This window comes from Pseudophaeobacter arcticus DSM 23566, from assembly GCF_000473205.1.
In the GTDB taxonomy this organism is placed as follows: Bacteria; Pseudomonadota; Alphaproteobacteria; order Rhodobacterales; family Rhodobacteraceae; genus Pseudophaeobacter; species Pseudophaeobacter arcticus.
Map to the genome: position 1 here is coordinate 2816521 of NZ_KI421507.1, position 15151 is coordinate 2831671.

At 59.5% G+C, this 15151-nt stretch carries 14 protein-coding genes; 7 read left to right on the forward strand and 7 right to left on the reverse strand.

Annotated elements, in window-relative coordinates; genetic code table 11:
• Positions 1–94: 94 nt before the first annotated feature.
• Positions 95–1075 (reverse strand): phosphate/phosphite/phosphonate ABC transporter substrate-binding protein, encoded by a 981-nt coding sequence (gene phnD, locus ARCT_RS0117910; RefSeq protein WP_027241297.1) that lies wholly within the window; start codon positions 1073–1075, stop codon positions 95–97.
• A 262-nt stretch (positions 1076–1337) separates the two neighbouring features.
• Between phnD and ARCT_RS0117915 the strand changes: the two genes are divergently transcribed.
• Positions 1338–2060 carry a response regulator gene (locus ARCT_RS0117915; protein WP_027241298.1) on the forward strand — a complete coding sequence of 241 codons (723 nt, stop codon included), beginning with the start codon at positions 1338–1340 and terminating at the stop codon, positions 2058–2060.
• The gene (locus tag ARCT_RS0117920; RefSeq protein ID WP_027241299.1) at positions 2060–4552 is read left to right on the forward strand and encodes an ATP-binding protein; all 2493 of its coding nucleotides are present in this window, start codon (positions 2060–2062) and stop codon (positions 4550–4552) included. The genes ARCT_RS0117915 and ARCT_RS0117920 overlap by 1 nt, the downstream gene beginning before the upstream one ends.
• Positions 4553–4621: 69 nt before the next feature.
• Here the strand turns inward: ARCT_RS0117920 and ARCT_RS0117925 are convergent, their stop codons facing one another.
• Positions 4622–5827 carry a YbfB/YjiJ family MFS transporter gene (locus tag ARCT_RS0117925; RefSeq protein WP_027241300.1) on the reverse strand — a complete coding sequence of 402 codons (1206 nt, stop codon included), beginning with the start codon at positions 5825–5827 and terminating at the stop codon, positions 4622–4624.
• Positions 5828–6155: 328 nt separating this feature from the next.
• Here ARCT_RS0117925 and ARCT_RS0117930 point away from each other — a divergent pair, with 328 nt between their 5' ends.
• Entirely contained in the window at positions 6156–6662 is a 507-nt protein-coding gene (locus tag ARCT_RS0117930) for a rhomboid family intramembrane serine protease (RefSeq protein WP_240476335.1), read from the forward strand.
• 88 nt (positions 6663–6750) lie between these two features.
• On the opposite strand, the gene ARCT_RS0117935 is transcribed toward ARCT_RS0117930, so the two are convergent.
• The 3 genes from ARCT_RS0117935 to ARCT_RS0117945 all read right to left on the reverse strand — a co-directional run bounded on the left by ARCT_RS0117935 (position 6751) and on the right by ARCT_RS0117945 (position 9824).
• The gene (locus tag ARCT_RS0117935; protein WP_027241302.1) at positions 6751–8265 is read right to left on the reverse strand and encodes a tripartite tricarboxylate transporter permease; all 1515 of its coding nucleotides are present in this window, start codon (positions 8263–8265) and stop codon (positions 6751–6753) included.
• Between the two features lies 1 nt (position 8266).
• Positions 8267–8749, reverse strand: a complete 483-nt coding sequence (locus ARCT_RS0117940) for a tripartite tricarboxylate transporter TctB family protein (protein WP_027241303.1) — start codon at positions 8747–8749, stop codon at positions 8267–8269.
• 76 nt (positions 8750–8825) lie between these two features.
• The gene (locus ARCT_RS0117945; protein ID WP_027241304.1) at positions 8826–9824 is read right to left on the reverse strand and encodes a Bug family tripartite tricarboxylate transporter substrate binding protein; all 999 of its coding nucleotides are present in this window, start codon (positions 9822–9824) and stop codon (positions 8826–8828) included.
• A gap of 106 nt (positions 9825–9930) precedes the next feature.
• On the opposite strand from ARCT_RS0117945, the gene ARCT_RS0117950 reads away from it, so the two are divergent.
• From ARCT_RS0117950 to ARCT_RS0117960, 3 genes are read left to right on the forward strand one after another with little or no spacing between them, the layout of a single operon-like run.
• On the forward strand, positions 9931–10596 hold the full coding sequence (locus ARCT_RS0117950) for a response regulator transcription factor (protein ID WP_027241305.1): 666 nt from the start codon (positions 9931–9933) through the stop codon (positions 10594–10596).
• The gene (locus tag ARCT_RS0117955; RefSeq protein ID WP_027241306.1) at positions 10589–11974 is read left to right on the forward strand and encodes a sensor histidine kinase; all 1386 of its coding nucleotides are present in this window, start codon (positions 10589–10591) and stop codon (positions 11972–11974) included. The genes ARCT_RS0117950 and ARCT_RS0117955 overlap by 8 nt, the downstream gene beginning before the upstream one ends.
• On the forward strand, positions 11953–12984 hold the full coding sequence (locus ARCT_RS0117960; protein ID WP_027241307.1) for an ABC transporter substrate-binding protein: 1032 nt from the start codon (positions 11953–11955) through the stop codon (positions 12982–12984). Before ARCT_RS0117955 ends, ARCT_RS0117960 begins: the two co-directional genes overlap by 22 nt.
• Before the next feature lie 224 nt (positions 12985–13208).
• Here the strand turns inward: ARCT_RS0117960 and comE are convergent, their stop codons facing one another.
• Positions 13209–13775, reverse strand: a complete 567-nt coding sequence (gene comE, locus ARCT_RS0117965; protein WP_027241308.1) for a sulfopyruvate decarboxylase subunit beta — start codon at positions 13773–13775, stop codon at positions 13209–13211.
• The gene (locus ARCT_RS0117970) at positions 13772–14278 is read right to left on the reverse strand and encodes a decarboxylase (protein WP_027241309.1); all 507 of its coding nucleotides are present in this window, start codon (positions 14276–14278) and stop codon (positions 13772–13774) included. Before ARCT_RS0117970 ends, comE begins: the two co-directional genes overlap by 4 nt.
• Before the next feature lie 173 nt (positions 14279–14451).
• Between ARCT_RS0117970 and ARCT_RS0117975 the strand changes: the two genes are divergently transcribed.
• Positions 14452–15054 (forward strand): hypothetical protein, encoded by a 603-nt coding sequence (locus ARCT_RS0117975; RefSeq protein WP_027241310.1) that lies wholly within the window; start codon positions 14452–14454, stop codon positions 15052–15054.
• The last annotated feature ends 97 nt before the right edge of the window (positions 15055–15151 follow it).

The window sequence follows — 15151 nt, forward strand, 5'->3', positions numbered from 1 at the left end:
GCCTATGGCACGCGCCCCGCAAGGGGCCGCGCCAGGCCGGAAAAAAGGACCCGGACAACGGCCAAGCGCTGTCCGGGGTGTTTTGGGGGTCTGATTACTTACCAGCGAGCCCTTGCGGCGTATATTCCACACCGTTGGACTTCTGGATCTGACGGATAACCGCCCATTGATCCTGGTAGGTGATTGGAATGAACTTGCTGACGCCCGAGAATTCGTCCCCCAGCTTGGTGCCGGCAAAATCAAAGGTAAAGAACGCCTCTTTGATTTTCTCGGCCAGCGCCGGGTCCAGGTTGTGGGCCAGGTTGAAGGAGGTGGTTGGGAAAGGGGCGCTTTCCCAGATCATGCGCACATCTTTGGCGTCATAGAGCCCACGTTCTGCCATGCGCTCAACCACTTCAGAAGCCACCGGAGCTGCGTCATAGTCGCCAGCCACAACACCCAACATGGATTGGTCATGGGAGCCAGAGTAGGTCACTTCGTAATCTTTGTCAGGTTCAATGCCCAGAGCCGGGAACAGGGCGCGCGGCGCCTGGTTGCCGGAGTTGGAGGTCGGCGAGGTATGTGCAACGCGGCGCCCCACCAGGTCTTTCACTTCCTTGATATCGCTGTCTGCCTGGGTAAAGACCTGCAGTTTATAGCCAAACTGGCCGTCCTCGGCGCCCATGATGGCAAAGGGCACAGCCCCTGCGAGGTTCACGGCAAAGGGTGTCGGCCCGGTGGAGAAACCCGCCACATGCAAGCGGCCCGAGCGCATGGCCTCAACCTCGGCGGAGTTGGATTGCACCGCAAAGAACTGCACATTCTTGCCGGTGACCTCTTCCATATGTGAAATGAAGGGGGCCCAGATATCTGCATAAACCGCCGGATCCTCAACCGGGGTATAGGCAAAGACCAGGGTGTCCGGATTGCGCAGCTCTGCCGCATCGGTTGGGGTATCCGCAACCAGATCGCCGTTGGCGTCACAATAAAGTTCGTCCAGCGCGCCACGGTTGGTGCAGTCTGCGGCGGCAGCAGCAAAGGCGCTTGCCGACAGGATGCCCAGTGCTGTTGCAGCTCGGGTAATAAATGGTGTCATGGTGTCCTCCCTTTTCACGCCTGCCTTTGGAAGTTCAGCCAAGGACAAGACGCTGACCTGCCCAGGATAGGTGCGCACTCCACACAGAGGCGAGTCCGCCTCTGTTAACGGAACAGACGGAGACCCTGTTTAATGTTAACAATATTACAAACCCGGTTGTATGGGCTTAAAATCTGGCAAGGTCTGCGTCACTGAATCGCAAAGGGTCACTGCCGCATGGAATTCTGCTCTGCGAGTGGTCACAGGAAAAGGGAGCAAGTATATGGGCAAAACCGAGCCGCTCATTGCTATTGTCGACGACGATGAAAGCGTGCGCACCACCCTTTCCGCCTTGATGCACGAAAGTGGATTTGAGGCCCTCAGCTGCCCCGACATCGCTTCGTTTATGGCCCTGGGCGACCCGCCGCCGGTGGATCTGGCCCTGATTGACCTGCGCTTGCGGGGCGAGTCCGGATTGACCCTGGCGATCCACATTCGCGAGCGCTACGAAATCCCCATTGTGATGCTGACCGGCGTTGGAGACGAGATCGACAAGATCATCGGACTGGAAACCGGCGCCGATGACTATCTGATCAAGCCTTTCAACCCGCGCGAGCTGGTCGCCCGCATCCGGGCGGTGCTGCGCCGCTATGGGCATGGCGGCTCAAAACCCAGTGCGGCCTCCGGGCAGGGCATCGTCTTTGGCAGCAAACGTATTGATATTCAGACCCGCCGGGTGCTGGACGCCGAGGGGGAGGAAATCCCGCTTACCAATGCAGAATACCGCCTGCTGGAGTATTTTGCGCGCAATCCCAACAGGGTCATCCCGCGGCCAGAACTGTTGGAAGAGCTGGGCTCCGATATGCAGCGCTATGTTGACCGGACCATTGATGTGCTGATTTTACGCCTGCGCCGCAAGATCGAGCCCGTTGCCTCCAAACCGGTGCATCTGCAGACCCGCCGCGCCCAGGGGTATATCTTTCACCTGTCGCCAGAAGGTCAGTGATGCCTTCGCTGTCTGACCTGAGTGTCCGGTTTCGCCTGTCGGCGGCGATTGCCGTTCTGTTTGGCCTGATCCTGTTGGTCAGCATGATTGGGTTGCTGGTGTTGAACCGCACCGAGCTGTGGATGAACGTGCTGCATAAGGACACCCTGGCAGAAGTATCCGACGCCCTGGATCTGTCACGGGAATCTGCCGATCTGGCAACCTCGGCGCCGTTCTTATATGCGCTTTTCCCGCCGTTTCAGCTGGAACAGGAAAAGGCCAAGGTTTTGGCCAACCTGGACCGGATCGAGACCCTTGCGGCCGATGACCCAGAGCTGGACTTGCCGGTGGCCCGTCTTCGGTTTGCCATTGATGATCTGACAACAGCCCTGGCGCCACAGACCGCACGACAGGCAGACCTGGATGCAATTGATCGCGACATGGTGCGGCTGAACCAGCGGGTCAGGCGTTTCGCCGGGGATCGTGCTTTGCCGCTGGCCGAGCGCGAAGTCTGGTCTGGTCTGCAACAGCTGACGGCCAGTGCAATTGGGGCGGGACGCGCCAATGCGCTCATCGAGCTGGGCGAAGCACGCCGTCGCTACACACAGCAGCGCGATGTGGTGTTCGCGCAGCTCTTGCCGGTTCATGCCACGACATTGGCCGAGATAGAGCAAGCCGCCCAGCGCGGCGAAAGCCTGTTTGTTCTGAAACATCGCGACCTGGCGGCGCGGCTGGATGCGGAAAACGCGCTGTTTCGCATCCGGCAAGAGGCCCGCCGCGTCAGCGCCTTTGCCGAGGCAAAGGTCGCCCAGGCGGAGAACCGTCTGTCACAGGCCCGCGCAGAGACCTCCAACAACCTGGCCATTGCCAAGAACGCCTTTCTGGCCCTCACCACCGCCAGCTTGCTGGTGGCGATCACATCATCGCTCTATGTGTCGCGCTATGTGGCGCACAACCTGCAACGCATTGCCCAGGCCATGCGCAGGCTTGCAGCCGGGAACCATCGCACGGATCTGCCACAGGGGCCAAATTCCGAGGATGAAATTGGCCAGCTCTATGCGGCCTTTCATGTGTTTCGCGAGAGCGCCCGCAAGCTGGAGCGCAGAACCCGGCAGATTGGCCATCAAAACGCACTGTTTTCGCGGGTATTTCGCAACATCAAAGATGGCGTGGCAATTGCCTCTGCCAATGGCTGGATCGAGGCTGAAAACGACAATCTACGCCAGCTCCTGAGGCTGCCCCCCGCACAGGGCAACGCCCGCGCGCGGGTTTCGGATCTGATTGCGGACTCCCGCTTCACACGGCGGACCTCGGCCAGTGAACATGGCGGGTTTGAAGAATATGCCGATCCGTCCGGCAATGTGTTGGAGCTGCGCCGCTCCCCCCTGCCAAATGGAGAGGAGGTCTGGCTGTTGTCCGAAACCACCGAGCGCAAACGGGTGGAGCAACGGTTGGAAGAAATTCGCCGGGTTGAGGCGCTGGGAAAAGTCTCTGGCGAGGTTGCCCATGATTTTGGCAATATCCTGTCTAGCATCTCAGGCAATCTGCATCTGCTGGAGGCCGCAGATGCCGAAGCGGCCCGGCATCTGCATACCCGGCTGAGATCCGCCCTGGATCTGGGCGTATCGCTGACAGAGCGGCTGTTGGCTTTTGCCCGCAAACAGCATCTGGAGCCACAGGTGACGGACATCGGATTGCTGATCGAGGGCATGGCTGATCTGTTGGAAATCGCCGTGCCAAGCTGTGTGTCGATGGAATTTGACATCCCACCTGAGCCGGTTTTTGCCAAAGTAGATCCGGGGCAGTTGGAAAGCGCGGTGTTGAATCTCTGCGTCAATGCCGGTCAGGCGATTGGTCAGGCCGGACATATTCGCGTCTGCGTGACCGGCGAAGACGGGGCGCAGCTGTCAATCCATGACGATGGCTGCGGCATGTCGCCAGAGGTTCTGCGCCACGCAACAGAGCCGTTTTATTCCAACCGCAACGATGGCAGCGGCACCGGGTTGGGTCTGTCCATGGTCGACGGCTTTGTCCATCAATCTGGTGGCCAGCTCACCCTCGCCTCGTGCACAGAGCGCCCGCATCAAGGTACCACCGTGACACTGAAATTTCCTGCGCTGGCCGAGGAAATCAACCCGCCCGGTGAGGTGTTGACGCCAGGAACGGCTCTGGTGATTGATGACGATCCTGCCTACCTGGCTTCTGCGTCAGAGGCCCTGGAGCGGTTGGGCTATGTGGTTTTCCGGGCGGGAAGTTTTAGCGAGGGCAGTGCTCAGTTGCACCAGCAACCCCGGCTGGACCTAGTGCTCAGTGACCTGAACCTGGACAATGGCGCCTCGGGATGGGAAATCCTGCAACTTGCACATAGGTTGTTTCCAAAGTGCCGACTGGCCCTGATGTCGACCCGAGAAACATACCGTGTCCCCAAGGAGCTTGAGGCTGCGGCGCGGCCCGCGAAACTGCCAAAACCCTTTACCGATTCAATGATGCGGAGACTGGTTGCATCCTCCTGATGCCATGCATTTTGTGATTTTAGATGCCTGATCCAGACACCAGCGGCGGCCCGTGCTGCACAGATCAGCTCAAAGCGGTTTTTGCAGCAGGGCGGCAACGGCACCAATCAGCAACAGACCCGCAGCGGCCAATAGGCTGACACCAATGCTGTTAAACAGATCGCCAACCAGGCCGGCACCATAGGGCCCAAGGGTCTGCGCGACAGCAAACACCACGGTAAAGAGACTGATCGCCCCGGCCCAGCTTTCAGGCGGCAGGTTCTGGCGGGCAAAGTTGGTGACCGCGCCGGGCGCCATAAATACCGACAGGCCAAAGACCACCGCCGAAATGAGCAGCGCGGATCCGCTCGGCAGCACCACCGGCAGGGCAGATCCAATCGCGATACCGGTCAGGATAAGGGCAAGTGGCACGCCAGAATTGTAGCGCACCAAGACGGGTCGCCAAACCAGTGGTGACACACAGATACACAGGCCCAGCAGAACCCAGACCAGCGCAATAAACCCTGCGCCCGCCGCCTGTTCGGTCATCCAGGCCGACAAAAAGGTGAGATAGACGATATAGCCCAGCCCAAAGCCTGCATATCCTGCAAGTTCGGGCAGCATTCTGCGCAGCGGCAGAGGCGCAGACCGAAGAGGCGCCTGTACCGAGGGACGCAGTTGCAAGGCAGCCCACAGGCCCAGGGGCAGAAACGACAGGCTGACCGCGCCGATAGCGATCCAGCCCATAGGCCAGGACCCGGGTCCAAACCGATCGAGCATCAGCGGCAACGCCGCGCCGGTCAATACAATGCCAATCCCCCCACCCGATCCAAACAGGATCGCGATGGCCAGCGCGTTGCGCCGCGCATCGTTTTGAAACAGGCCCGCAGCCAGTGCCCCCGCAGAGGAAAAGGACATCGCGCCCAGGGTGCCCGCCAGAATACGCCAGAGCGTCTGCCACCACAGCGCCGCATTCAGCCCGGTGGCCAGAATTGCGATGGTTGTAGTGACCAGACCAAATGCAAACAAACGCGAAGGCGAGATATGCCGGATCAACAGCATGGTCAGAATTGCCCCGGCAACATAGCCAAGCGCATTGGCCGTGTTCAGCCATCCAGCCTGGGCATAGTTCCATCCCATTTCGGATTTCATCGCAGGCAGCATCACCCCATAGGCAAAACGGGCAAAGCCATTGGTGACCGTCACCCCCAGCGCCAACCCGGCCAGCACCAGCCAGGGGCGGGCTGGGGCTGCAGGGATGGCAGGATCATCCGGTGATGCTGGTGCAGGAGACATGCAAGCCTTGCTTTGAGCGACGCTCCTGAAGTGGAACACCATCCGTGGCAAGCTGCCAACGATAGGCCGCCTGATCAAGCCAATTTGTGAACTGAGGTGCGGTTTCTCGCCCCGTCGTGACCCAACAGGACTGGCCCGTGCTCATACAGCCGGCCCCGATGCCCCCCACAGCATGCGCCAAAGCCCAACCTGTCGCGCGGTCCTACCGCAAACTGAAATCTGGGTTTAACAGACCATTTCCCGCCTTCCCCGGCTGTGTTACCCAGCCCCTGATGCGGATAAAGCGTGAGCGGTGGTTTTGGAACGGTTCCTTTGGCTGGCAATAGTATTGGGCGTAATCTGGACGGTCGAGGTGGTGAACCTGGTCTCAGGCTACGCGCTGAACCGAGTGTTTGGCTTGCTCCCCCGATCCATTGGCGGATTGGACGGGATCCTGTTTATGCCGTTTCTGCACGGCTCTTTGAGCCATGCTGCAGCCAATACCGCGCCGCTGGTCATTCTCGGCAGTCTCCTCGCGGCCACCGCCCCAAGGCTGGTACTCAAGGCGTCGGTGCTTATCACTGTGCTGGGCGGTCTTGGCGTCTGGCTCTTTGGTGCCACCGCAATACATGTCGGAGCCTCGGGGCTGATCTTTGGCTGGTTCGGTTTTTTGCTCACCCGTGGTGTGATGACGCGGCAGCTGGTGCCACTGTTGGTCACCATTGGGGTGACCTTGGTCTATGGCACGATGATCTGGGGGATCCTGCCGGGGCAACCTGGCGTCAGCTGGGAGGCCCATCTGTTTGGCTGTGCGGCGGGGATCTTTGCAGGCTACGCCCTGAGCAACCAAGCCTAACCCGCCCTGAGCCCAGGTTCAGAATTCCAAACCTTCCAGTTCCAAGTCGGCCTCAGCCGGGGGCTTTCCCAGGCTGAGGCCTTGTAGATCAGTCGCCGTCTGCCACGCCCTGCGCCCGCAACCGTGCCCGACGCGCCCGGTAGCTGGGCAGCAGCACCAGCAGTGCGGCACAGGCCAACAGGCCCAGCGTCAGCGGCCGCTCCCAGATAAAGGCGGCGCCATCATAAAGCTGCATGGAGCGCGAAAAATTGTCTTCGAGCATGCCGCCCAGGATGAAGCCGATCAGCAGCGGTGCCAGTGGATAATCGGCAAAGCGCAGCGCCGTGGCACAGACCCCAAAGCCAACCAGCAGCAACAGCTCGGTTGCATTGTTCTGTCCGATATAGGCCCCCATCAGGGTGAAGAAGAGAATGAAGGGGATCAGATAGCTGCGCGGAACCGACAGCACCTTGGCAATATAGGGGATCAGCGGCAGGTTCAGGATCAGCAGCACCAGATTGCCAATGAACATCGACATGATCACCGCCCAGAACACTTCTGGCTGGTCGATCATCAACCGTGGCCCCGGCGTCACATTCAGCGCAACCAAAGCCCCCAGCAAAATCGCCGTGGTGCCAGAGCCCGGAATGCCCAGGGTCAGCAGCGGCACAAAGGAGCCGGTGCAGGCCGCATTATTGGCGGTCTCTGGCGCCGCCAGACCCTTGATCGAACCCTTGCCAAATTCCTCCTGTTCCTGCTTTGTCGCCAGGCTGCGCTCCACTGCATAGCCCAGGAAGCTGGCGATGGTGGCCCCTGCCCCCGGCAAGACACCAATAAAGAAGCCCTGGATAGACTGCCGTCCTATGACTGGGGCAATGGATTTTGCCTCCGCCCGGCTGATGCGCAGATCCTTGATCGCCCCGCTGTCGGCCTCTTGCGCGGTTCTGGGTTTTAACACCAGAAACAGCGCCTCTGGCAGGGCAAACATGGCCATCGCCAGGGTGATGAACCCAAACCCCGACTGAAGATCCATCAACCCCATGGTGAACCGTGGCAGATTGAACAACGCGCCTTCGCCAACGGTGGCCATGATCAACCCAAAAGTGGTCATCAACAGCGCCTTGGCCACCTGTCCGGTACCGGCAAAGGCGGCAATCGCCGAGAGGCCAACAACCATCAGGGCAAAATACTCGGGCGAGTGAAACAACAGCGCCACCGAAGACAAAGCAGGGGCAAAGATCATCAGCAACAGGGCGCCAATGGTGCCGCCGGCAAAGCTGGCGATGGCGGCAATGGTCAGCGCCTTGCCCGCCTTGCCCTGCCGCGCCATCGGATAGCCATCAAAACTGGAGGCAACAGTTCCCGCCACCCCCGGAGCATTCAGCAGGATCGACGAGGTCGAGCCGCCAAAGATGGCGCCGTAATAGACCCCCGCCAGCAGGATCAGGGCCGCCGAAGGGTCGCCCATCGAGATCGCCACCGGGATCATGATGGCAATGATCGACATCGGTCCCAGCCCCGGCAACATGCCGATAAAGGTGCCGATCAGGCAGCCGCCAATCACCATCAGCAGGTTCTGCACAGAGAGGGCCGTTTGCAGGCCAATGAGTAATCCTTCGAGCATATCAGCCTCCCCAGAAAACAGGCAGCGGGCGCATGTAGATGCCCAGAACCTGCTGAACCAAATACCAGACCACCAGCGTCGCAATCAGGGCAATCGGCACCAAGTAGCGCCAGCCCCGTTCCCCCAGAATGGTGGCCCCAAGGATGAGAAAGGCAGAGGTCGAAACAATAAACCCGACAGGGCGCAGGCACAGCGCATAGGCAACCATCAACCCCAGCAGCATGAGCGCCTGGCCCAGATGGTAGTCCCCCAAGCGGCGGTAATCGATCTCGGCGGGTTGTTCCTCGCTCTTTTCCAGCCCAAACAGGATGGCACAGCAGGCAATCACCCCAAGAATGGACAGCACCTTGGGAAAGGTGCTGGGCCAGATCGGATTGCGTTTCATGAACGGCGCAAGGCTGCTGTCCATGGCGAACCAGGCCGTATATCCATAGGCCAGACAAATACTTAACAGGATCAGTGCGATCCAGCGATCAAGAGCCATTTTCCCCTCCCTGCCCTTTAACAGTGGCAAGGCGATAGCCCGCCTTGCCACATCTCGTTTGGTCACCTGATGCGCGTTACAGGAAGCCCAGCTTTTTCATCAGATCGCCAATGACCCGTTCCTGTTCTTCCAGGAAGCTTCTGAATTCATCACCCGAATTATGGATGTTCACCCAGCCATTGCGGGCGCGGACCTCTTCCCATTCTGGCGTTTCGTACATTTTGGTCAGGGTCTCCTGATACATCGCCAGCTTGTCCTCAGGCAGGCCGGGGGCCGCAAAAAAGCCGCGCCAGTTGACAAAACTGGTGTCGATGCCCTGTTCCTTCATGGTCATCACATCCGGCGCCACGCCGACGCGCTCGTCAGAGGTGACACCGATGATTTTGACCTCCCCGGCGTTGGCCAGGTTAATCGCCTCGGAAAAGCCCGTCGACAGGGCTGCAATTTCACCCGAGAGCAGCGCCGCCATGGCCTTGCCGCCGGCATCATAGGGAATATATTTCACCTCCAGCGCGTCTTTGCCTGCGGCCTCCATCACCATGGCTGCAACCAGGTGATCCATCCCCCCTGGAACAGAACCGCCACCAATCGCGGTTTTGGACGGGTTGGCATCATAGGCAGCCAGCAGATCGCTCATCGAGTTCACAGGGCTGTCCTTGCCGACAACGATGGCGGCGTAATCGCCAATGGTGCCTGCCACCAGCGTCAGATCGCGAAAGTTATGCGGGAACACCCCGGTGAGCGAGCGGATCACGATCGGCGTTGAGTTGACCATCAGCGTGCCATGGTTGCTATCGGCATTTTCAATCAGATAGCCGATGGCCTTGCCGCCACCTCCGCCAGACATGTTTTCGTAAGACGCCGTTGCCACAAGCCCCGCCTTGGTCAGGGCCTCACCCGTTCCACGTGCAGTCCCATCCCAACCGCCACCGGCACCACCGGGGATCAGAAAGTGAATGCTATCGAGCGCTTTGTGCTCCTCGGCCAGGACCGGCGCAGCCAGGCTCCCAGCCAGGCCCAATGTCGCAATTACGCTCGCTATCAGGGCGCGACGGCCCATCTTAAGTGTCATCATGATTTCCTCCCATTTGACAACTGTCCGAAAGGCGGCTCAGTTGAGAGAGACAAACACAAGAAGCTGACACCGAGCTGTCACGCGATGAAAAAAGTGAAAAGAGTGTATGAAGTTCCTTTTGGTCGAAGACAATATGGACCTGGCAAAGGCGATTTGTGCACGCATGCATCTGGATGGTCACACCATTGATCACGCTAGCAGAATTGATGATGCAATTGCCTATTCCCAGACCGGAGACTACGATCTTATCCTGCTCGATATCATGCTGCCCGATGGCGACGGGCGCAGCTTTCTCAAACAGCATAGAGACCAGAAACGCGACACAGCTGTGATTGTTCTGACTGCCCGGTCGCAGGTCTCGGACAGAATCAGCATGTTGGATCTGGGCGCCGATGACTATGTGACCAAACCCTTTGACCACGAAGAACTGCAGGCGCGTTGCCGGGCGGTGTTACGTCGCAAAACCGGCACATCGCAGGCGGTGTTGCAGCTTGCCGACGTGCGCTTCAATCCGGTCGCCGGGGTGGTCACGGTTTGTGATAAACCGGTGAATTTGCGCAATCGAGAGTTGCGATTGCTTGAAGTCCTGTTCAATGCGCCGGGGCAAATTTTCCCCAAACAGAAACTGGCGGACCGGCTGTTTTCCTACGACGAGGATGTCTCTGAGAATGCTGTGGAGGTCTATATCGCACGGCTGCGCAAACATCTCGAAGGGTCTGCCCTAAAGATCACCACCCTGCGCGGGCTTGGCTATCGGCTGGATCATGGTTGAGATGCCGCAGATCGCGGGGTCCCTGCGCAACCGGCTTGCGGTGACCCTGATCGGCGGTGCGTCACTGCTGGCGCTGCTGCTGTTTCTGGTGGTCAGAAGCTACGCCGCCCAGATCGCGCAACAGGGGCAAGACAGCATTCTGGGCGCCTCGGTCTCCTCAATTCTGGATGCCGCCGTGCTGCGCGATGACCAGGTGGAGATTGATTTTCCCTATGCCTCCTTTTCGATGCTGACCACGCCGGCGCATGACCGGGTATTTTACGCAATCTACCGGGATGACAAATTGTTGTCGGGCTATGCGGATCTGCCTCGGCCAGACAGCCCCGGCAATCCCGGCAGCTCTGACAGCGGCGAGCGGCACTATCAGACCGCTGAGTTCATCGGCAAACCCATCCGGATATCAACCGCCTCGCGCACCCTGCTTGGTGCCGATGTCAAAACCCATATCACCGTTTCCGTGGCTCAGACGCAGGATGCGCTCTCGGACCGGCTGAATGCCATCTCCCGCAATGTTGCCTCCTTTGGCATTGGCTTTTTTGTGCTGGTGGTGCTGTTGTCCTTTTGGGCCACCTCCATCACCATTGCACCGCTCAATCGTCTTGCCACCTCGGTCACCCGGCGCGGCCCTCAGGACCTGAGCCCAGTCAACAAACCCGTGCCCACCGAGATGCTGCCGCTGGTGCTCTCTCTCAACCGGTTGATGGCCCGGCTCAATCAGTCGCTGACCCAGTCCGAAGATTTTATCGCCGAGGCCGCCCATCGGGTGCGCACGCCGCTTGCAACGGTACGCTCCTACGCCGAAACCACGCTCCAGCGGGTCGACAAAGAACAGAACCGGCAGGCGCTCAGGTCGATGATCCGGGCCATCGACGAAAGCTCGCGCGCGGCGGGGCAACTGCTGGATCACGCGATGATCACCTTTCGCGCCGACCAGCTGGAATACCAGCAGTTGGACCTGGTCGATCTGGTACAGGATTTGGTGCTGCGCCTCACTCCGGTTGCCGAAATGAAGGACATCGACCTGCGTCTTGATCTTGACCAGCCAGCCCTCTGCATGGGCGATCCCATCCTGCTGCAAAACGCCATTCGCAATCTGATCGACAATGCCCTGAAGTATTCCCCAAGCGAAAGCACCATAGACATTCGGGTGTCCTCCAGCCCCCGGCCGCAGGTCGAGATCCACGATCAGAGGCCGGGGTTCCCCGCCGATGAAATCTCTGATCTGGCCCTGCGGTTTTCGCGTGGCAATAATGCCGAGGGGACAATCGGCTCGGGGCTGGGGCTGACAATTGCCCAGGATGTCGCCATTGCCCATGGCGGAACCCTGGCCCTGTCCAACCTCAAGGAAGGCGGCGCATGCGTTATATTCTCGCTCTGATCCTGTCGCTTTTGCCGCTTCTGGCCTGCGCGCAAGACCGGGAAGCACAAAACCGGGACACCTGGGAAGACCGGGCGATGTTTCAGGGCAGCGCGTCGCGTCAGACGCTCAGAATTCTGTCCAGCACCGACAGATCCTTTTTTGCGCCGATCATCACCAGTTTCCTTGCCCAGCGCCCCGAGCTTGCCATCGAATACCTTGTCTCCGGGACCGCCGAGGTCGACCGCATCTTCCGCCAGGATCCCAGCCAGTTTGATCTGGTCATTTCCAGCGCCATGGATTTGCAGTTCAAGGCGGCCAATGACGGACTTGCGCTGCCGATTGAAGATGTCACCACGCCCGATTGGGCCCAATGGCGACAGAGTCTCTTTGCCTTTACCACGGAGCCCGCAGCCATTGTCATTCGGCGCGCAGATTTTGCAGGTCACCCGCTGCCGCAAACCCGTCAGGACCTGATCCAGGCCCTGCGCGCCCGCCCCGAGGTTTTCCGCAACAGGCTGGGAAGCTATGACATTCGCCAGTCCGGTCTGGGCTATCTCTTTGCCACCCAGGATGCCCGGGCCTCTGAAACCTATTGGCGGCTGATGGAGGTGATGGGCAATCTGGGCACGCGGCTGTACTGCTGTTCCGGCGATATGATCACCGACCTGCAAAATGGAGAGCTGGCCGTCGCCTATAATGTGCTTGGCAGCTATGCCTCTGCCCGCACCAAAAACAGCGATGATCTGGCCGTGATCCTGCCCGCTGATTTCCCCATCACCATGATGCGAACCGGCTTTGTGTCCGCCATGACCACGCAGCCAGAACACGCCGGGGATTTTATCCGCCATCTGCTGGACATCCAGTCCGCGCCATTGGACCCACAGGTCTTTCCTTTGCCGCCACTGATCCCGGCATCTGGCTCGCAGCCCCAATTTGCAATCACGCTGGACCCGGCCTTGATGACCTATCTGGATAGGCTGAAAAGGCGCACCTTCCTGAAGGAATGGGTCAGCGCCGTCATTCAGTGAACCGGGCAGAAAACTGCGCAATAGGCCGCTTCGCTGCTCTGGCAGTCTGAACAGCGCCGCCATTCAGATTGCCCGATACCTGGTTGCCTGGGCGTCTGGGCGTCTGGGCGCAAGGTTGGCAATGTGGTGGTGATGTAAACCCCGACAGGATCAACTGGCCCACAGGCTGCCAGCACGGACCACCCCCGGCAAGGATGGCCTGTGCCAGAGTTACGATCCTGCCCCTAGGCCTGCACCGCCTTCATGAACCGATCCCGGATCACCACAGGATCCAGGGGGATGGCCGGCATCTTGGCATTACCACTGTCACATTTGACCACCAGAACCGTTGCCGGGCCGCCCTGCTCCGCCTGTTTCAGCGCCTGCGCCAGGGCTGCAGCGGTGTCGACGTCCTGCACCTCAACCACAGAGTCACAGCCCGCAGCCCGCGCCATGCCGGCAAGGCAGGTCTTTTTGCCAGTGTAGGTTGGCTGATCCCCGGTCGACCCATAGGAGCCATTGTCGATAATCATCAGGATGTAGTTACCCGGGGCATTGTTGCCGATTGTCGGCAGGGTGCCGAGATTGGTCAGGACCGAGCCATCGCCATCAATCACCACCACCGGTTTGGGCTGCGCCAGCGCCAGGCCCAGGCCAATCGAAGAGGCCAGGCCCATGGTGCCCAGCATGTAGAAATTGCTCGGTTGATCGTCGATGGCATGTAATTCCTGACTGGGAATGCCGATATTGCAGACGACCAGCTGATCCCGCAGCAGGGGCGCGATCTCGGTTAGGATTTCAGATCGGATCATTGGTCGCCATAGCCTCCCCAGAAATTGGCATCGGTCAGGATCGCCACCGGTTTGTTGCACATGAAGGTATACTTGAGGATCATATCCAGTTCATCCACGTCGGATTGTTTGTGGAAATGATAGGTCGGAATGTTCAACTGGGCCAACAGGGCCTTGGTATGCAGTGCCATCTCGACCTGACAGGCCACCGGTTCGCGCAGCTCACCGCGATAGGAGATCAGCATCGGCAGTGGCATCCGATAGTATTGAATGAGCGTGGCCAGGGTATTGATGGTCACCCCAATCGCCGTGTTTTGCATGATGATCGCCGGACGTTTCCCCCCCATCCAGGCCCCGGCACACAGCCCCATGCCCTCGTCCTCCTTGTTGGAGGGAATATGAAAAACCTCGTCGCGCCTCTCAACTTCGTCGATCACCCCGGCCAGTTGTTTACAGGGAACGGTGGTGACAAATGAAATGTCGTTGGCAACAAGATCATCCACGATCTTCTTGTCGATGTTCATTTTGGACATGCCTTTCATTGCGCCGTGCCTCCTTGCTCTACCACAAGAACTGCCGGGTGGCATCGTTTGGCGCCCCCTGACCTTGGTTGCGTCGAAATCTGCCCCCCACATGCAAGGCACCTTGCCACAATCCACTTTCATGCTACCCTTCGCTAGTATTGAGGAGAGTTTTTATGAGTTTTGTTAAGCAAGTTGCGATCTCAGCCCCCCTGGTTGCCCTTTTTGCCCTGGCACAGAGCCCCACCTCTGTTTCCGCAGGCGGCGATGCTGGTGGGAGCGGCGCCTCCTATGGGTTGAGCAACACAGCAACCCGGTCTGTGACAAAGACGCTGTCACGTGGGGGCGCGCAATGCCGCAAGCAGCCCCCCGTCTACCGCTACGATTGCTACCGCTTGGTCTACCGGCGCGCGGCAAACCAACTGCAGGGGAATAGTGCCTATTCCGAAGCGCAGCAAGCGCTGGAACTGGTCGAACGCAGCCTGGAAGCGGCGGTTGCACAGAACCGCGACAGCACGCAGCCCAAACGTCGGCGCGCTTTTGAAACCTATACGCCGGTAAAACCCGCCGCCATCCCAAGGGTCAAACGTGCCGCGATAGAGGCGTTGGAACAAGCCGAAACCATTTTGCTGCGGTCGCCCGCAAACAAGCAAGAGCACTATACCCGCATCGCTGAGGCGATAAACTCCAACAAGGTCCTGTTGCGATCTGCCCTTTTGTCCGGTGGCATGATCCGCTTTGCCCAGACCCTGATCACAGGTTTTCTGCGTCAGGGCTGACGCCTGCCAGCTGCCCCATTGCGCCCTGAAGCACCCCGGCGCGCAATGGCCTGCAAGGGGGGGGGGGGGCACCGGCCCCAAAGCAAAACCTCTGCCG